Below are 15844 nucleotides of genomic sequence, written 5' to 3'. Positions count from 1 at the left end.
CACCTCGTGTCGGTTATCGGTTCAACGATGAGCGAGTGCTGTATAGATTGACGCGGATCTCATCCCCGGAAGCTCGGGTGAGGGACACGTCCAGCATCGATTTGGCGAGGGAGACTGATGAGTGAAGTGGATGGCATGACAACCAAGGACGCTCGCTTCGGCACGCTCATCGAACGGAATGACGGCGCGGATTTTCCGTTCTACAACCTGATCCCCGCCAAGGTGGCGACCTGGAAGTGGATCGTGATTATCCTGGCTTGCGCACTGGGCTTCCTGTCGCTCAGCCTCATCGGTTTCGAGAACCAATGGCTCGAGCTCATCCCGCGGCTGCTGTTCGTCGGGATCCCACTCGCGGCCTTCATCCTGCTCGTGAAACCGAACTGGAAGGCAATCTTCCGGCCGATCAAAGGCCGCGACATCGGCGCCATGGTGATCTTCTGGCTCCTCACCCTCGTCGTCAGTGCGCTCGCGGCGTTCATCGCCTCAGGTGGTCAACTCGGCGGACTCACGCAGAACAGTGCGACCTCAACCGTCCTGGACGGTGGCGCTGGAGGCGTGATCGCGTTCTATGTCGGAACCTTCGTCCAGCTCTTCGGTGAAGAGCTGTTCACGATCCTGCCGTTCCTGGCGGTGCTGTACTGGCTGCACTCGAAAGCTGGACTCTCGCGCAAAGCCTCTGTCGTGCTGGCCTGGGTCATCACGGCGATCTGGTTCGGCGCCGCGCACCTGCCCACCTACGGATGGAACGTCATCCAAGCGATCTTCGTCATCGGTGCCGCCCGCATCGTGCTCACACTCGCGTTCATCCGCACGAAGAACATCCTGGTCTCCTTCGGGGCGCATCTGATCAACGACTGGGTGACCTTCACGTTCGCGCTGGTCACCGCAGCAGCAACGACGGCAGGCTGAGTCTCGGCCTGACTCGGTCGGGTCACTGATGAAGTGGGCCCGACTCCTCACCGCAGGCAATCTCGTCGCAGTCTCCCCAACCGCGCTCCAAGGGCGGGAACCGCTTTGATGCCGCGCCTTGGCACCTCATCATGTTCGGCATCATCACCGGCGCCATCCGCGGCGCTCAAACGCTCGTCCGGGGCTCCGCGGTGGCCGACCCGTGGGGCATTCGAAACTACGGCACCATCAACGGCGTCTTCGCAGCACCCATCACGGCGATCACCGCACTCGGCCCAGCCCTTAGACCCGTGCTCGCGGTCACCTTCAGTGGGTACTCGACAATGGTCCTGGTCATAGCAGGCCTCGCGCTCATGGCGCTGGGCGCCGAGGCAGACCGGCAGATGCCCGGTGCGGGATCCCCTTGTCGTACTCGTCAACACGACCTTCCGGACGCCTGGGTGACGACTCGTCTTGGACTATGCGGGCGCGGCTTCAGCAGCACCTCTGGTCTTCGGCGGGTTCGTCCCGATAGCGTGGAAGCGTTGTCCGACTTCCCGGGGGGGGTGTGATGTCGGTGGTCGCTCGGAGTACCCGCTGCGCGGATCGCAATGCCGACCGTGCCATGCGAGATGACAGCTTGCATGAACGCGCCTCGCCCGCACGCATGACACACGCCTGAGACCGAACCGCCAACCGGTCTCGGGCACCACCGTCCCGGGACCCTCGCCAGAGGAGCGCCCATGTCGATTCGCACCACGCCCTTCGTTCAGGATGCCGCGACCGGAAAACGCGTCACACCCTGGTGGTTGGCGTACATCATCGTCTTCCTGGTGCTGATCATCGGCGTGCAGGCCGGGGTCCTCGCCGTGTTCGCGACAACCTGGCCGGTCGAGCACGGGTCCCCTGCCGCGCAACTGCAGGAGTCGATCTCCTTCGCAGCCGCCGGTCTCGTGCTCGTGCTCTGGGTCGTGCTCTTCGAACGCCGACGGGTTCGCACACTCGGGTTCCGTTCCCCGGGTCGCGGTGTGCTGACGATGGTCGGCGGATTCGTCGCCGGGGTCGTGCTGCTGTCGATCCCGGCGCTCTTCCTGCTGGCCATCGGCGCCTACGAATCCGTCGATGGGCCCGAGAGCGGGGCATCCGGGTGGGGCGCAGTGCCGCTGCTGGTGCTGCTGGCCCTGGCATTCGTCGTGCAGGGCGGCACCGAGGAACTCCTCACCCGCGGCTTCCTCCTGCAGACCAGCGGCCTGAAGCTCCCGGGGTGGCTCGCAGTGCTCCTGCCCGCCCTGCTGTTCACCCTCATCCACGGCGTGCTCATCCATCCGCTGCCGTTCACGATGATCTTCCTCTACGCCCTGTTCGCCTCGTTCCTCGTGCTCCGACAGGGCGCCCTGTGGATCGCGATCGGCATCCACGCCGGATGGAACTTCGCGATGGGCAACCTCTACGGCATCCCCGTGAGCGGACTCCCGCCGTTATCGACCTCGGCGGTCTACCTGCAGCCGGTCGAGGGAACCCCAGATTGGCTGACCGGCGGCGAGTTCGGCACGGAGGCGAGCCTGCCGGCCGTCATCGTCCTGCTCGTCGTGACGGCCATCGCCTTCGTGGTGTTCCGTCGATGGGATGCTCGCCGCAGCGAAGCCGCCGCCCTGACCGCACCCGTCGTCGACGCCGTCTGAGAGGACCGTCCCATGTCGATCCGAAGCACCCCGTACGTCCAGGATGCCGCCACCGGCAAGCGCGTGACCCGGTGGTGGCTCGCCTACCCGCTCGTGTTCATCGGGCTCGTGTTCATCGTGCAGTTCGGCCTCATGGGCGCGTTCGAACTCATCCTGCACCCAGCCGCCGGGTCCCCCGAAGCGCAGTGGCTCGAGATCCCCGCGAACCTGATCCCGACCATCCTGATCATCGCCTGGGTCGTGCTCTACGAGCGCCGGCACGTGAAGACCCTCGGCTTCCGCCGCCCCGGACGCGGCGTGCTGCTGCTCCTGCTCGGCATCCCGGTCGGGGCGCTGATGATCTCCATCCCGATCCTGTTCCTCTGGGCCACCGGCAGCTACCGACTCATCGACCCGCCCACCGGTGCGATCAGCGGGTCGACCGCGGTGTTGCTCGTGCTCGCGCTCGCGCTGACGCACGTCGTGCAGGGCGGCAACGAGGAGATCCTGATCCGTGGCTTCCTGATGCAGAACTCGGGTCTGCAGATGCCGGGGTGGCTCGCCGTCATTCTCCCGGCACTCCTGTTCACGCTCATGCACGGCGTGCTCACCAAGCCGATCGGCTTCACCACGATCATGGGCTACGCGATCTTCGCCGCGTTCATCGTGCTCTGGCAGAACTCGCTCTGGCTCATCATCGGCATCCACGGCGGCTGGAACTGGGCCGAGGGCAACGTCTGGGGCGTGCAGGTCGACGGCATCAACGTGCAGTCCACCGCCCTGATCTTCCTCGAACCCACCGAGGCAGCACCGATCTGGCTCACCGGAGGCGGGTTCGGCCCCGAGGGGGGCGTGGCCGGCGCGCTCGCGCTCATCATCTTCGCCCTCATCGCGTACCTGCTCTACCGGGGCAGCTCACGCCGCGCACAATCCCAGGCAGGCCTGACCGCACCCCGCGTCGAACAGGCCTGACCCATGGACATCGCCCTGATCCTCATCGGCCTCGGCTTCGGCGTCTTCGCGATCGTCTGGTACCGCCGAAACGACCGCCCCGTGTGGCGCAGCCTCGGCATCACCGCGAACCGTTGGAGCGCACTCGACATCCTCGTCGGCCTGCTGATCCCATTCGTCGCGATCAGTCTCGTCTTTCTCGCCGAGCTCGCCCTCGGCGCGATCGAGGTCACCGACGGGGCTGAGGACTGGTCCGGACTGGGCGGCGCGATCGGCGAGATCATCGGGTACGCGCTCTTCGAGGAAGTCCTCTTCCGGGTGCTCCTGCTCAGCGGCCTCGTGATCCTCTTCCGCCGAGTCGCTGCCGGCCGCTGGATCGCGGTCGCCATCGTCGCGACGGCATTTGGAGCCATGCACCTGACGAACCCGAACGCGACCCTCATCGGCGCGTTCGGCACCGCACTCGGCGGCGTCATCTACGGCATCGCGTTCCTCGCCACCAGGGCACTCTGGCTCCCCCTGTTCCTGCACGTCTCGTGGAACCTCAGCCAAGCGATCTGGGGCTTCCCGGTCAGCGGCACCACCCAGTGGCCGGGCTGGTTCACCTCGACGTCGACCGGCAACGAACTCCTCAACGGCGGCGCCTACGGTCCAGAAGCAGGCCTGCCAGGCATGCTCGCGCGCGTCCTCATCGCCACACTCGTACTCCTCTACGTCAAACTCCTCTGGCCCACCGGCAGCATCGCACGCCTCGAGTTCGCCCCAGACCCGATCAAGCGCGACGTCCACGCTGTCGGCGCACATGCAGGCGCTAGGCCCGCTTCAGAATAGATTCCGCCACGGGAATCGGCGCGGCGTCACCGACCATGGTCGGTGACGCATGGAGCCCCGGCTCCCCAACCCCACCGAGATTCGTCGAGGTGGATCGAGCACGATTTACAGCGAACACATTCCGGCCTCCATGCCCCGGAGCGCATGCAATCGAGCACATAAAACACCTGATCAGCATGGTTTTTGTGGGGCGGGAGGGGCTTGAACCCTCGACCGATGGACTCGCCCGAGGCCACTCCCCCGAACTCCCAATCTCGGTGACCGCTCGACCGATCTCGACATGACCGGGGATTTCTCGCCGATCTTGAAACTGCGGCTTCTAGGCTACTCGGGATATCTCGGAGCATCTCGACCAGGCTCGGATCGAATAAACGTGGGATAAACGTTGACGGTTCAAGTCCCGGTGACAGAACGCAGCACCTGAACCCTAGTCACCATTCAGTTCCTCCGCCGGCACAGGCCGCGTGCGCCTCAAGACATTTGCGGCCCGTCAGTGGTTCCGCAGCGCGGAGATCAGTTCCGCTTTGCGCTTGCCGCTGTACCCGGTGAGTCCGATCTCCTTCGCGCGCTTGCGAAGTTGCTCGACGGTCCAGTCCTCGTAATCGCCTGATTTGCCGCCTTTTCGAGCCACTGACTTGCGCCCACGTGCAGCTGCCGCGTTGGAGACGCGTGCGGCCTTTTCCTTCGAGGCTCCGCCCTTGCGCAGCTCCTCGTACATCTCGGGGTCTTTCAGTGAGGCGTTCCTGTTTCCGGGCATCTGCTCATCCTTTCTTTCACGACCGCCCATTGGGCCGGCTTCAGCGGGCTTGAAGAACATGCGGGTGGGGTCATTGTTCGGGCGGGGAGTACGGCGAGTCGGCGAGCAGGCGTGCCAGGTGCACTGCGTTGGCAGCGGCCGTGGCCGTAGCCGATGCGGTCGATGCGGGTGTCTCCGGCAGGTCGAGGTAGTCGGTGGATCCCATCGCTTCGCCGTTCCAGTAGGTGCAGCCCTGTGCGGGAAGGGTGAAGCCGATGTCGTTCAACGCCTGCTGCACATCGGCGACGATCGAGTGCGCGCCATCCTCGTTCCCGACGACGGCGACGAGCGCGACCTTGCCAAACATCGACGGCCGGCCGGCGTCGTCGACCTCCGACAGCTCGGCGTCGAGGCGTTCGAGCACACGTTGCGCGACCGAAGACGGGTGGCCCAGCCAGGTTGGTGTCGCGAGGATCACGATGTCAGAGTCAGTGATATGTCGGCGAAGTATAGGCCACTCGTCGCCGTGGCCCTCGTCGATGGTGACGCCCGGTCGTATGTCATAGTCCGCAACGCGGAAGGCCTGTCCGACGACTTCATGGCGGGCGAGCTCGAGCAGCACCTCACCGGCGAGCTTCTCGCTGCTGGACTCGGTGCCGGAGGTCTTCAGCGTGCACACCAGCGCAACAGCTCGGAGCGGCTGGATTTCCATGTCTCTACGTTCCTTCCGTCTTCGAGGCGACGACAGTGGCGTGCCTCGGGATGCTTGTGTTGGGTTCGCGGATGCGGCCAAGGCGCGGCACGATCGTCCAGAACACGAGCAGCACCGCGAGCGCGATGCCGAGTGCGATGAGTCCCGCCGTGCGGCTGACTGCCACGTCGAACACCAGGCTCACGACACCGGCGGCAAGCAGGGATACGACGATGAGCAATGCGACGAGCATGCGATTGGCCGAGCGTACGAGCTCTGGTTTCCGCTGTCGCCCGAATGCCTGCCGATGCATGATGATCGGCGCGAGGCCGAGGATCGTCGCGCACCCCGCCAACACGATGAGGACGAGGTAGAGGCCGATCTCGTACCGTTCCAGGTCCTGAAACGTCGGCTGGAAGGCGACCGCGAGCAGGAATCCGGTGATGATCTGTGTCCCTGTTTGCACCGCACGCAACTCCTGCAGGATGTCGGCCCAGTTGCGGTCGGCCTTCTCGCCCGCGGTTTCGTCCCGGCCATCGCCAGGTGACGCATCGGCTGAGTCACCTGCACGCGAGGCGCGATCGTCGAGAACTCGGCTCAAAGCTTGACCGTCTCGTTCTCGCCACCGTCGTAGCGTTCGCCGGTCACCTTCGCCTTCACGAAGCTGATCAGCGTCGCGATGCGGCCGCCCGGGGTGTCCCAGTACTCCCCCGATTCCGCCGTGACCTTGATGAGAACGGCGTTGGAGCTATGCGGTCCGTCGGGCAGCCAGGCTTCGACCGCGGCATCCCAGAGCTCCTCCTTCTTCGCCGGGTCGTCGACGAGTTCGGCCGTGCCGGCGAAGGACACGAATGTCGAGCCGGAGTTAAGCGTCACGCCGACATTCGGGTTGTCCATGATCTCGCTGGCGTCACGGGAGTCGCGTTCGGCGAAGTACCAGATCTCGCCCTCATCGGTCACATCCCGCGGTGACATCGGGCGAGCGACCAGACGCCCCTCGCCGTTCACCGTGGTCAGCCATCCGTACGGGATGCCACGGGCGAGTTCGATGATGCGTTCCTGCTCGGTCTTCTCGGTATCGGGCATCTGCCCCTCCTTCGATCGATGGTGCCGTTCGGGATCCGTGCGGTCCTCGGCGGCCCGGCGACGGCGTGCGCACCGGGCGGACGGCTCGGTTCCGGACCCCTACTGGCGGTCCTTGCTGTCGGTGTCGTCCTGGCGCTCGGTCGAGTCGGGATTCTGCTCGGTCGAGTCGGGCTTCTCGGGAGCGCCCCCGGATGCGGTGTCGGCTTCCTCGTTCTCCCCCGGAGTGCCGTGCGTGTTCTGCTTGTCTGCGTCGCTCATCCTGCAAGCCCACCTCGACTCACCCGCCGCATCAACCCGCTTGACACCCGGACCGACGTGTGCGGATACCCGACGCCGCGGTTGCGCCGGTGCGCGCTCAGAGCGCAGGGTCGTATGCGTCGTGGTCCGCCCGGAGCACGACGGTGCCGTCGCTTCGAAGCATCGCGACGGATGACCACGGAACGAGGAACGAGCCGCGATGCCGCCAGCGAAGGTAGCGGGCGATCAATGCGGGCGAATCCTGGCTGTGACGCTCGAACCCCCAGTACGACGACTTCGTTCGCGGTGAGACGATCAGGCCGCTGAGCCGCGCATCAGCGAGCGTCTCGTGCACGGTGCCGTCGAGCACGAAGCGCACGTCGATCACCCACCCGACTCGTTCGGCCGAAGCGTCGAGGACCTTCGCCTGCAGCAGGTCACCCAGGATCATGCGAGCCTCCCGGGATGCGGCGGATGATCCGATCGCGCACCCAGCGTTCGGTCCAGGTGGCCTCCAACTCGTCCTGGAAGACGCCCAGATGGACCGTGGTGTCGATCCAGTGCACCAATCGCCAGGGAATGCGGGCCATACGCGACGCCGGCGGGCGACCACCGAAGATCCTGGTCGCCAGCACCGGTCCCGTGAGGATGGCCGTGATCACCGGTGCCGGCGCGTCAGAATCGAGTGGACGATCGACCGGGACATCCGTGATCTCGAGGTCGTCGACGGTGGTGACGGGAACCGAATCGCGATCGAGGACCTGCCGATCGAGCAGGTGGAGTGCCGCGTCGAGGATCTGCCCGGCCTCGGCCGGCGCGGGCGGTAACCGCCGGGCGTTCATGCGCCGGCTCCGGTGATGATGAGCAGCGGGATCGCCACGACCGACGCGAGGACGATGATGCCCAGGTAGATCAGGGCGATCACGTTCATGGCGCAGCCGTTGACATTCTCGCCGAGGTACTGGCGGTCGTTGGCCACGAGCAGGATCGGCAGGTACGTCAACGGCAGCGCGACCGCCGAGAACACGACCGACATCTCGGTGACCTGGATCGGATCCACCCCGGTGGCGAGGATTCCCACCGCGATGAGGATGGTCACGATCATCGACAGGTGGAACCGCGACGCGTTCACCGGTCGCCGGAACTTGCCCCACGACCAGCCGAAGAACTGCGCGAGCGTGTAGCCCGACGAGAGCGTCGTCTCGAGGGCGGCGCCGAATGTCGCGGCGAGGATGCCGACCAGCACGAACGCGAGCGCGATCTGCCCTCCTGCCTCGGCGATCGGCAGCACGACCTGCGACAGGCTCGTCACCTCGATCGCTCTCGGGAGCAGGACGATCGCGGCGCACGCGGCGATCGCGACCGACAGCAGCCCGCCGAGGGGGAATCCGACGAACACGTTGGCCTTCGCCTGCCCGAGATCGCGAATCGTCCACCCGTCTTCGATGGCACCTGAAGAGAAGAAGAACACCTCGTACGGCGTCATGGCCGCGCCGAACAGCGCCACGGCATAGAACCAGTAGGTGAACGGGGTCTCCCCCTGCGGGACGGCGGGCACGAGCGTTCCGCCGAGCGCAGCCCAGTCTGGCTTCAGCAGGAACACCGCGACGAGGAACACCACCAAGGAGAGCCCGAGGAGGCCCGTGACGTTCTCCAACAACGAGAACTTCGCCCGCCACACCGCGATCCACACCCCGAACGCGGCGAGCGGGATCCACAGTGCCGGCTCGACCGACGTGATCAGTTGGAACGCGAGCGCGATACCGCCGATCTCGGCCGTGACCGTGAGCAGGTTGATCAGGAACGACCCCGCCAGGTTCGCCAACGCGGCACGCGGTCCCAACCGGTCGCGGATGATCTCGAACGTCGCCCGACCGCTGACCGCCGCGACCCGGCCTGCCATCAGCGCGTAGACGCAGATGCCGACGACGCCGACCACGACGACCCAGACCAGCCCGAGTCCGAATCGGGATCCCACGACGGCGTTCGTGACGAGGTCCCCGATGTCGACGAACCCGCCGATCGCGGTCAGGATTCCGAGCGCAACCGCGAAGAGCTTCGCGACACCAGACTTCTGCTTCGTCATCATTGGCCGCCCGCTGTCGCGAGTTCGTCCAGCGTGTTGCCGGCGGTCGCGAGCTCGTCGGCGGCAGTCTCGGCGAACTCGAGCCCGTCCAGCGACTGCTGGGCGGCAGCGACCGCGTCTTGACCCGCACGGAGAGCGGTCAGCGTCTCCGCGCGTAGGTCACGCTCCGACGCCGTCCCGGCGCTGGCCTCGACGGCCGTGGCCGCGGCATCCTCGAGCTCGCGTTCCGCATCGGCCAAGGCCGTCGGCACGACTCCGAACCCGGCCCGCCCGTCTGCCTCGGTCTCGAGCGCGAGTTCAGCGGTCCGAACCGCCGACCGGCCCTGGGCCGCTGCGTCGGCGAGGATCCCTCGCGCTGGCGTGCACCCAGCCAACGCCAGCGCGAGGACCACAGCCGTCATCGCCGCGTACTTCCTCATAGTCGAACCGTACGACCGCGCACGCACGACCGGGCCCCGCTTGACGGCACCATGATCGAGCGCTATCGACGTCGTGGTCAGGGTTCGAGCACAACCTTGATGCAGCCGTCCTCCTTCTTCATGAAGGTCTCGTACATCTCCGGGGCTCGGTCGAGTGGCACCCGATGGGTCACGAGGTCGTCGACGCCGAGCGGATCCGTCGGATCTTCGACGAGTGGCAGCAGCTCGTCCCGCCACGCGTGCACGTTGCACTGGCCCATGCGCAACGCGATCTGCTTGTCGAACATGGTGATGAACGGCATCGGGTCGGCCGCGCCTGCGTAGACGCCGCTCAGCGAGACGGTGCCGCCCCGTCTCACGAGGTCGAGCGCGAGGTGGATCGCCGCGAGACGGTCGACCCCGGCGGTCTTCATCATTGGCTTCGCGATGGCGTCGGGCAGGATTCCGACGGCTTTCTGCACGAACTCCACGCCAGGATTGCCGTGCGCTTCCATGCCGACGGCGTCGACGACGCTGTCGGGTCCGCGTCCGTCGGTCTCGTCGCGCAGCCGTTCGAGGATGCCGTCGGCGAGGTCGAACGTTTCGGCCCCGTGCCGTTCGGCCATCGTCCGGCGCTCGGGAACCGGGTCGACTGCGAGCACCCGATGACCGAGGTGACGCCCGATGCGGGCGGCGAACTGCCCGACCGGTCCGAGGCCGAGCACGGCGAGGGTTCCGCCGGTGGGCACGTTTGCGTATTGCACGCCCTGCCAGGCGGTGGGAAGGATGTCGCTGAGGAACAGGTACCGGTCGTCGGGCAGGTCGTGGCCGACCTTGTACGCGTTCGCGTCGGCTCTGCGGACCCGAAGGAACTCGGCCTGACCACCGGGCACTGACCCGTACAGCTCGGTGTACCCGTAGAGATCGGCACCCGTTCCGGTGGACCGGTTCTGCGTGGTCTCGCACTGAGTCGTGAGGCCGAGCCGGCACATGTGGCAGTCGCCGCACGCGATCACGAACGGCACCACGACCCGGTCGCCCACGGCGAGGGTCGTGACCGCCGAACCGATCTCGACGACGATGCCCATCGGTTCGTGCCCGAGCACGTCGCCCTTCGACAGGAACGGGCCGAGCACGTTGTAGAGGTGCAGGTCCGACCCGCAGATCGCCGTCGACGTCACCCGGATGATCACGTCTCGTGGATCCTCGATTCGCGGATCGGGCACCTCCTCCACGCTGACGCTGCCGGCGGACTGCCAAGTGAGTGCCCTCATCGGGGTTCGCCCGCGTTCCCCATCTCGGCGGCCTCGGCCCGGACGTCTTCGACTGCGTCCGCGCCTTCCTCCTTGACCGTCTCGACGGCCTCGGCTGCGCGGCCCTGAACGGCGGCCGCGGCATCCTGCGCCGGTTCCTTCAACGCCTCGGCGGACTCCTTGACCGCCTCTTTCACCTCGTCGACGATGGGCTCGGCGATGTCCTTCGCCTTGTCGGCGAGCTGCGACTCCACCTTCGAGGCCGGGATCAGCGAAGCGGCGAGCAGGCCCGCCCCGAATGCGATCAAGCCGACTGCGATCGGGTTGCCCTGCGCGGTCGCAGCGACCTTGTGCGAAGCATTCGCCATGGTCGATCCGGCGTCGGAAACCGCGTCGTGGACTCCATGACCTGCGTCGGAGGCGGCGCCCATGACCTTGTCCTTCACCGTGGTGAACGCGTGTCGGATCTTGCGCCCCTGTCGCTCGGCGATCTTGTTGGGGTTCACCTTGTCTGCGAGGGCGTCGACGTCCTGGCCGAGTTCGGCTCTCGTGCGTTCGATGTCCTCACGAATGGTGTCTGGATTGCTCATCGGTTCTCCTCATTTCGCTTCAATGCATCGGGAATCTCCTTGACCGTCTCGACGGTCTCAGGGATGCCCTTGATGGACTCGATCTCGCGCTTGCCGATCAGGGCGAGCACGCCCGCGACGACGCCCCACAAGGCGGCGACGACCACGGCCGACCACGCGTTTCCCATCACGTAGCCGAGCGCCCACCACAGGGCCACCGAGAGGAACGTCAGGGCGAGGAATCCGGCGACTCCTGCGCCGCCGAACATGCCGGCGCCCTTTCCGGCCTTACTGGCAGACTCTTTCAGCTCCGCCTTGGCGAGCTCGACCTCCTGTCGCATGAGCGTCGAGATGTCGCGGGAGACCTCGCTCAGCAGTTGCCCGACGGAGCTCGCCTCCGCCTGTCGCTCCGACGGCGTGAGTGGGTCGTGGTATCGCGGATCAGTCATCTTGGATCACCGAGCTCGGTCGGAAAATCGGAACTGTCCCGGAACGTTCCGGTGGTCGCCGTCACACCAGCCGAGGCACCGACGGGTGCGGGCGTCGGTGCGACGGTCTCGCGCAGCGGCGGCACGGGCGGCGCGTCGATCGCGGGGGTCGACGGGTCGCTTTCGGATGCCGCGTGCGAGGGACGGCTCTGATCACCAGCTTGCGGCGATGCGAGCGATCGCACGACACGCCCGACGATGAGACCGGCCCCGACGGCGATCGCGATGAAGATCCCGGGCCGCCGTCGCGCGAAACGCTTGACGTCTTCCACGACCTCGCCCGGATCCTTGGTGCCGAGCCAGTTCGCGACCGAATCGATGCGGTCGCCGGCAGCACGCACGAGCTGCGGCGCGTAGCCGTCGTCGTCCGAGCTGTCGGCCATCCTCGAAAGAGACGACCCGGTGGCATGAAGCGCGTCGGCAGCGCGAGCCTGCTGAGTCGCGGCTTGGCCGCGCAGTTCGTCGCCGACTTGGCCGAGCAGCTTCCTCGCCTGATGGCCGGCTTCCGATGCGACTTCACGTGCCTCGCCTTTCGCGGTGTCGGCGACGTGCTTGGTCGCTTCACCGGCGTCGGCGGCGAGGGTCGACACCTTTCCTGCTGCGTCGTCCTCGCTTTCGAGCCCGGGCGACAGGGGCTGTGTCGTCGTGGGGTATCGCGCAGCATCCGAGGCATTCAGATTGCTCATGATGCTCTCCTCTCCTTCGTGGGCGGCCAACGCTAGGCCGGTGCATCTCGGCGAAACAGGGACTTCCCATCACGGGAAGGGCGGCGTATAACCCGCGAGCCGAAACGGACTCGCCGCGGCTATTTCTTCTTTCCGGCCTTGGTCTTATGCGCTCCGCCCTTGGCGGGGCCGGCGCTCTTCGTGCTCCCAGCGCTCTTTGCGTTCCCGGTACCCTTCGCGCTTCCCGCGCTTTTCGCGCTTGTCGCGCTCTCGGAATTCGTCGCACTTTCGGATGCCGAAGACGGCGCCACGGGCGCGTACAGCGGGTCCGCTGCCTCAGCCATCTCCATCTCGGCGGTCGCCTGCACGAGCGCGAGGAGATCGGGATCGAGGCCGGGCGAGAACTCCTCGAACCGCTCGGGAGCGATCGTCGACGGCACACCCGCAGGGGCCTGTTCGCGGGCGTCGAGCTCGGTGCCGTCGTTCGAGGGTGACGCGCCCTGGAAGATGCGGCCGGCCTCGGACTGCCCCGCGAGGTCGAAGGTGAACTGCTTGCTCTGCAGGTCGAGATCGAGCAGCCGATTGACCTCGGGGAACTGCTCGGCGTTGGTCTTGGGGATCGGGATCAGGGTCTTCCACTTCACGCCCAGCGATTCGAGCGCCTTCGCGTATGCGTTCTCGTGGGCTTGGTCGCGCACGATCAGGTAGGCGATGGTCGACCGCGCCGTCGCGTTGGCGGTCATCTCGTAGATGCGGCACTTCTGTAGCCGTCCGGTCGATTCGAGCATGAGGTTGTAGAGCAGGTCGAGCGGGAGGTTGCCCGAGTTGTAGACGTAGCTGCCGCTCCACGGATTACCCGCGGAGTCGACCGGCAGCGCGCCCTGTGCACCGACGAGGTAGTGGTGGATGTTGCCCTCGTCGAGCGCGATCTTCAACGGCGTCGAACCGCCTGCACCGGGTTCGTCGACCGGGTCGCTCGTCTTGCCCTGATACCGCGGTGAGCCGTCGAGCAGTCGCGAGATGGTGGTTCCGATGAGCTCGACATGACTGATCTCCTCGGTGCCGATGCCTTGCAGCAGGTCACGGTAGGGCTTGCCCGTACCGCCTCGGAAGTTCATGGCCTGGAACAGGTATTGGATCATGGTTCGCATCTCGCCGAACTGCCCGCCGAGGCCCTCCTGCAATGCGTTCGCGGCGGCCGGATCCGGCTCGTCGGGCACGATCTCATTGATCAGTCGTTGCACGTGAAAGAACATCTGGTACCCCCTGGGCCCCTCTGCGTCGTTGCGAGCGGCAAGGCTACGTCCGCGCTCGTCGCCGCCAGCAGGGGCTTGACAGAGCGATGACGCCCATCCGCGCTCGCACCGGCGCACGGGGAGATGTGGCGAGCGGGCGTGCCCGCTGGTGCAGGCTGATCGCCGTCTGGGAAGTCAAGCCTCTATGCCGTGTTCCATGCCGCCTCTACGGTGGGCGGGCGGCGGCCACGAGCCGCCGGATTGAGATGAGGGCACCACCATGGCCAGGACTCCGACGACGCACAAGCTCCCGCCACCATCCGACCGCTCCCCGACCGTGGCGGGGGCGGGAACGTGATCTGCCGAAACTGCGGGGCCCCCGGTGTTCGGGTGGTGACCGCTTCCTCAGCGAAACCGGGGTTGCTCCACCCGCCGGCGATGGCCATGTGCGTGCTCTGCGGAGAGACCTGGGTGATCGTCCGGTCCAAGTCCGCCAAGAGATGAGGCGCCTGAGTCGGGTCCGATCGTCCAAGCTGCGGCAACCGGCGTTCCAAATGCTGGCGTGGGGTGTCAGCTCATCACTGGCTCGCGCCCGCGCTCGACCTCGGCCGGTACATGTTCGTGCTCGACCGGCTCTGGAATGATGCGCAGCACGCCCGACATGGCGGCGAGGTCGGCGAGCGCCTCGAGCCAGTCACGGTTCAGCGATGGCCGCCGATTTCCTGCGTACACCCATTGCACTCGCGACTGAGGTGTCATCCAGAGCGTGATGACATGCCCCTGGTGATACAGGCTGATCGCGAACTTCTCAGCACGTCTGAGCTTGTCGATGATTACGATCTGCAGGTGCATGAGCGTGCGGTCGTCGATCACGACTTCGAGTTTCGAGTCGTAGATGAGAAGTCCCATGATGGATCGCCTCCGCGCAGACGTTGTGTCTGTGCTTGCGACGGTCGCCGGGGCCGCTACCGATATGTCGAGAAGACTTCTCGACGGAGCCGAACTCGATATCGACACTACGCTCCATACCCCCGATGCGGGGGAGGTCCGGGACGCATGGTCCGGTTCGCAGCGATGCACCAGGCTGGGCGAAAGCGTGCGCTGCGTGACGCTATTGACCTGCCGTCCCTGCTGGACTGTCTTCGGGGATGAGCGGCACGTCCTCAGCCATGATGATGAGCCCTCCGCCTTTGCCGGCCGAGTCGGCGAGCTTCTCGGCCCATGCGAAGTTGAGCTTCGGCTCGCGTCCGCCGGAGTACTCGAAGTAGAGATGGACGCCATTGTCGATCCAGACCGCACGCCTGCCCTCACCCGAGGATGCGGGCGGCTTCCAGCTCATGAAGAAGCTCTCGCTGCGGCGGAGTTTCACGCCGATGATGAGCTGCAGGTGGGCGAGGAGCCGATCGTCCATGTCGAACGAGTGCGTTCCGTAGTGCAGTTTTCCCATACTGGTGGACCTCCTCGGCAACGCTAACGCGTGCGGAGCAAAGTGCTCGCGGGATTGAATCGGGTCGGCTCGTGCGGTATTGCCATGCTCATTCCATGTCGAACGGGTCGAACGTCGACTGCGTCAGCCAGGATTCCTCGTGCCCGTCGAGGGCAGCGTCGTCGGGCACATCGACGACCTCGAGCGTGAGGCTCATGCCGGGTGACACGAATACGCTCACCGTTTGCTCAGGAGAGCGTGTCGCTTCGACGAATCCGCCGCCCGCGCGCACTAGCTCGGTGACCATCGCCATCAGCTCTTCGGGGTCCTGCTCGGCAGGAAGCAGATACTCTCGCCCGTCCAGTCGCATCCTCGCCTGCAGCATCAGCTCGCCGTCCCGTGCCGATGGAGCACTGAGCCGGTCGTGGCGGCCGTCGTGCTCCAGCCCGGCAGCCGCCGGAGACCAGAGCGATCATCAAGGCTGCTGCGTCTGAAGGCATCAGGTGCTCGGCCCCTCCATACCGTTCGCTCTTCGTGCGCCTGCATGTTTCCCTCCTGCACATTCGGCCCGAGATCGGAGTCGACTCTACGGAGCGGTCTCAAGGACCACAGCGGCCTTGACATTGGCGGCAAGGCCGATGAT

At 66.1% G+C, this 15844-nt stretch carries 21 protein-coding genes, 1 tRNA gene and 1 pseudogene; 5 read left to right on the top strand and 18 right to left on the bottom strand.

Features of this window, described 5'->3' with window-relative positions; genetic code table 11:
* The first annotated feature begins 117 nt into the window (after positions 1-117).
* The 5 genes from ACFVS8_RS01275 (at position 118) to ACFVS8_RS01255 (ending at position 4331) form a co-directional block, all read left to right on the top strand.
* Entirely contained in the window at positions 118-909 is a 792-nt protein-coding gene (locus tag ACFVS8_RS01275) for a CPBP family intramembrane glutamic endopeptidase (RefSeq protein ID WP_387056789.1), read from the top strand.
* A gap of 131 nt (positions 910-1040) precedes the next feature.
* Entirely contained in the window at positions 1041-1460 is a 420-nt protein-coding gene (locus ACFVS8_RS01270) for a hypothetical protein (RefSeq protein WP_387056787.1), read from the top strand.
* Positions 1461-1631: 171 nt separating this feature from the next.
* On the top strand, positions 1632-2570 hold the full coding sequence (locus tag ACFVS8_RS01265; protein ID WP_387056785.1) for a CPBP family intramembrane glutamic endopeptidase: 939 nt from the start codon (positions 1632-1634) through the stop codon (positions 2568-2570).
* A gap of 12 nt (positions 2571-2582) precedes the next feature.
* Positions 2583-3521 carry a CPBP family intramembrane glutamic endopeptidase gene (locus ACFVS8_RS01260; RefSeq protein ID WP_387056783.1) on the top strand — a complete coding sequence of 313 codons (939 nt, stop codon included), beginning with the start codon at positions 2583-2585 and terminating at the stop codon, positions 3519-3521.
* Between the two features lie 3 nt (positions 3522-3524).
* The gene (locus ACFVS8_RS01255) at positions 3525-4331 is read left to right on the top strand and encodes a CPBP family intramembrane glutamic endopeptidase (RefSeq protein WP_387056781.1); all 807 of its coding nucleotides are present in this window, start codon (positions 3525-3527) and stop codon (positions 4329-4331) included.
* A 186-nt stretch (positions 4332-4517) separates the two neighbouring features.
* Here the strand turns inward: ACFVS8_RS01255 and ACFVS8_RS01250 are convergent.
* The 18 genes and pseudogenes from ACFVS8_RS01250 to ACFVS8_RS01165 form a co-directional block, all read right to left on the bottom strand.
* Positions 4518-4581 (bottom strand) — tRNA-Leu (locus ACFVS8_RS01250).
* Positions 4582-4821: 240 nt separating this feature from the next.
* The gene (locus ACFVS8_RS01245; protein WP_387058132.1) at positions 4822-5088 is read right to left on the bottom strand and encodes a Rho termination factor N-terminal domain-containing protein; all 267 of its coding nucleotides are present in this window, start codon (positions 5086-5088) and stop codon (positions 4822-4824) included.
* Between the two features lie 70 nt (positions 5089-5158).
* Entirely contained in the window at positions 5159-5779 is a 621-nt protein-coding gene (locus ACFVS8_RS01240; RefSeq protein WP_387056779.1) for a flavodoxin family protein, read from the bottom strand.
* A 4-nt stretch (positions 5780-5783) separates the two neighbouring features.
* Positions 5784-6359, bottom strand: a complete 576-nt coding sequence (locus tag ACFVS8_RS01235) for a DUF6328 family protein (protein ID WP_387056778.1) — start codon at positions 6357-6359, stop codon at positions 5784-5786.
* Positions 6356-6844 (bottom strand): pyridoxamine 5'-phosphate oxidase family protein, encoded by a 489-nt coding sequence (locus tag ACFVS8_RS01230; RefSeq protein ID WP_387056777.1) that lies wholly within the window; start codon positions 6842-6844, stop codon positions 6356-6358. Before ACFVS8_RS01230 ends, ACFVS8_RS01235 begins: the two co-directional genes overlap by 4 nt.
* A gap of 99 nt (positions 6845-6943) precedes the next feature.
* Positions 6944-7102, bottom strand: a complete 159-nt coding sequence (locus tag ACFVS8_RS01225) for a hypothetical protein (RefSeq protein WP_387056776.1) — start codon at positions 7100-7102, stop codon at positions 6944-6946.
* 97 nt (positions 7103-7199) lie between these two features.
* Complete coding sequence (locus tag ACFVS8_RS01220; RefSeq protein WP_387056775.1) at positions 7200-7532, bottom strand: PRC-barrel domain containing protein; 333 nt, start codon at positions 7530-7532, stop codon at positions 7200-7202.
* Positions 7519-7923: a hypothetical protein gene (locus ACFVS8_RS01215; protein WP_387056774.1), complete on the bottom strand. Its 405-nt coding sequence runs from the start codon at positions 7921-7923 to the stop codon at positions 7519-7521. Before ACFVS8_RS01215 ends, ACFVS8_RS01220 begins: the two co-directional genes overlap by 14 nt.
* Positions 7920-9167, bottom strand: a complete 1248-nt coding sequence (locus tag ACFVS8_RS01210; RefSeq protein ID WP_387056773.1) for an NRAMP family divalent metal transporter — start codon at positions 9165-9167, stop codon at positions 7920-7922. Before ACFVS8_RS01210 ends, ACFVS8_RS01215 begins: the two co-directional genes overlap by 4 nt.
* Positions 9167-9586 carry a hypothetical protein gene (locus ACFVS8_RS01205; RefSeq protein ID WP_387056772.1) on the bottom strand — a complete coding sequence of 140 codons (420 nt, stop codon included), beginning with the start codon at positions 9584-9586 and terminating at the stop codon, positions 9167-9169. The genes ACFVS8_RS01210 and ACFVS8_RS01205 overlap by 1 nt, the downstream gene beginning before the upstream one ends.
* 77 nt (positions 9587-9663) lie before the next feature.
* Positions 9664-10839, bottom strand: a complete 1176-nt coding sequence (locus ACFVS8_RS01200; RefSeq protein WP_387056771.1) for an alcohol dehydrogenase catalytic domain-containing protein — start codon at positions 10837-10839, stop codon at positions 9664-9666.
* Positions 10836-11408 (bottom strand): DUF3618 domain-containing protein, encoded by a 573-nt coding sequence (locus tag ACFVS8_RS01195; RefSeq protein WP_387056770.1) that lies wholly within the window; start codon positions 11406-11408, stop codon positions 10836-10838. Before ACFVS8_RS01195 ends, ACFVS8_RS01200 begins: the two co-directional genes overlap by 4 nt.
* Positions 11405-11836 (bottom strand): phage holin family protein, encoded by a 432-nt coding sequence (locus ACFVS8_RS01190; RefSeq protein WP_387056769.1) that lies wholly within the window; start codon positions 11834-11836, stop codon positions 11405-11407. The genes ACFVS8_RS01195 and ACFVS8_RS01190 overlap by 4 nt, the downstream gene beginning before the upstream one ends.
* The gene (locus ACFVS8_RS01185; RefSeq protein ID WP_387056768.1) at positions 11833-12561 is read right to left on the bottom strand and encodes a hypothetical protein; all 729 of its coding nucleotides are present in this window, start codon (positions 12559-12561) and stop codon (positions 11833-11835) included. Before ACFVS8_RS01185 ends, ACFVS8_RS01190 begins: the two co-directional genes overlap by 4 nt.
* Positions 12562-12851: 290 nt before the next feature.
* Positions 12852-13796, bottom strand: a pseudogene (locus tag ACFVS8_RS01180) (manganese catalase family protein); the annotation flags it as partial.
* A gap of 549 nt (positions 13797-14345) precedes the next feature.
* Entirely contained in the window at positions 14346-14684 is a 339-nt protein-coding gene (locus ACFVS8_RS01175; RefSeq protein WP_387056767.1) for an ATP-dependent DNA ligase, read from the bottom strand.
* A 202-nt stretch (positions 14685-14886) separates the two neighbouring features.
* Positions 14887-15222: a hypothetical protein gene (locus ACFVS8_RS01170; RefSeq protein ID WP_387056766.1), complete on the bottom strand. Its 336-nt coding sequence runs from the start codon at positions 15220-15222 to the stop codon at positions 14887-14889.
* An 88-nt stretch (positions 15223-15310) separates the two neighbouring features.
* Entirely contained in the window at positions 15311-15586 is a 276-nt protein-coding gene (locus ACFVS8_RS01165) for a hypothetical protein (RefSeq protein WP_387056765.1), read from the bottom strand.
* Positions 15587-15844 lie beyond the last annotated feature (258 nt).

This window comes from Agromyces sp. NPDC058110, assembly GCF_042884735.1.
In the GTDB taxonomy this organism is placed as follows: Bacteria; Actinomycetota; Actinomycetes; order Actinomycetales; family Microbacteriaceae; genus Agromyces.
The sequence above is the reverse complement of the archived record's forward strand: the minus strand, read 5'-3'. Positions and strand labels throughout refer to the sequence as shown.

Coding starts and splice junctions, on each gene's coding strand:
- ACFVS8_RS01275 (WP_387056789.1), top strand. CDS start 118: ATGAGTGAAGTGGATGGCATGACAACCAAGGACGCTCGCTTCGGCACG.
- ACFVS8_RS01210 (WP_387056773.1), bottom strand. CDS start 9,167: ATGACGAAGCAGAAGTCTGGTGTCGCGAAGCTCTTCGCGGTTGCGCTC.
- ACFVS8_RS01195 (WP_387056770.1), bottom strand. CDS start 11,408: ATGAGCAATCCAGACACCATTCGTGAGGACATCGAACGCACGAGAGCC.
- ACFVS8_RS01220 (WP_387056775.1), bottom strand. CDS start 7,532: ATGATCCTGGGTGACCTGCTGCAGGCGAAGGTCCTCGACGCTTCGGCC.
- ACFVS8_RS01170 (WP_387056766.1), bottom strand. CDS start 15,222: ATGGGAAAACTGCACTACGGAACGCACTCGTTCGACATGGACGATCGG.
- ACFVS8_RS01225 (WP_387056776.1), bottom strand. CDS start 7,102: ATGAGCGACGCAGACAAGCAGAACACGCACGGCACTCCGGGGGAGAAC.
- ACFVS8_RS01230 (WP_387056777.1), bottom strand. CDS start 6,844: ATGCCCGATACCGAGAAGACCGAGCAGGAACGCATCATCGAACTCGCC.
- ACFVS8_RS01200 (WP_387056771.1), bottom strand. CDS start 10,839: ATGAGGGCACTCACTTGGCAGTCCGCCGGCAGCGTCAGCGTGGAGGAG.
- ACFVS8_RS01255 (WP_387056781.1), top strand. CDS start 3,525: ATGGACATCGCCCTGATCCTCATCGGCCTCGGCTTCGGCGTCTTCGCG.
- ACFVS8_RS01190 (WP_387056769.1), bottom strand. CDS start 11,836: ATGACTGATCCGCGATACCACGACCCACTCACGCCGTCGGAGCGACAG.
- ACFVS8_RS01185 (WP_387056768.1), bottom strand. CDS start 12,561: ATGAGCAATCTGAATGCCTCGGATGCTGCGCGATACCCCACGACGACA.
- ACFVS8_RS01245 (WP_387058132.1), bottom strand. CDS start 5,088: ATGCCCGGAAACAGGAACGCCTCACTGAAAGACCCCGAGATGTACGAG.
- ACFVS8_RS01260 (WP_387056783.1), top strand. CDS start 2,583: ATGTCGATCCGAAGCACCCCGTACGTCCAGGATGCCGCCACCGGCAAG.
- ACFVS8_RS01205 (WP_387056772.1), bottom strand. CDS start 9,586: ATGAGGAAGTACGCGGCGATGACGGCTGTGGTCCTCGCGCTGGCGTTG.
- ACFVS8_RS01270 (WP_387056787.1), top strand. CDS start 1,041: ATGTTCGGCATCATCACCGGCGCCATCCGCGGCGCTCAAACGCTCGTC.
- ACFVS8_RS01165 (WP_387056765.1), bottom strand. CDS start 15,586: ATGCTGCAGGCGAGGATGCGACTGGACGGGCGAGAGTATCTGCTTCCT.
- ACFVS8_RS01215 (WP_387056774.1), bottom strand. CDS start 7,923: ATGAACGCCCGGCGGTTACCGCCCGCGCCGGCCGAGGCCGGGCAGATC.
- ACFVS8_RS01240 (WP_387056779.1), bottom strand. CDS start 5,779: ATGGAAATCCAGCCGCTCCGAGCTGTTGCGCTGGTGTGCACGCTGAAG.
- ACFVS8_RS01265 (WP_387056785.1), top strand. CDS start 1,632: ATGTCGATTCGCACCACGCCCTTCGTTCAGGATGCCGCGACCGGAAAA.
- ACFVS8_RS01175 (WP_387056767.1), bottom strand. CDS start 14,684: ATGGGACTTCTCATCTACGACTCGAAACTCGAAGTCGTGATCGACGAC.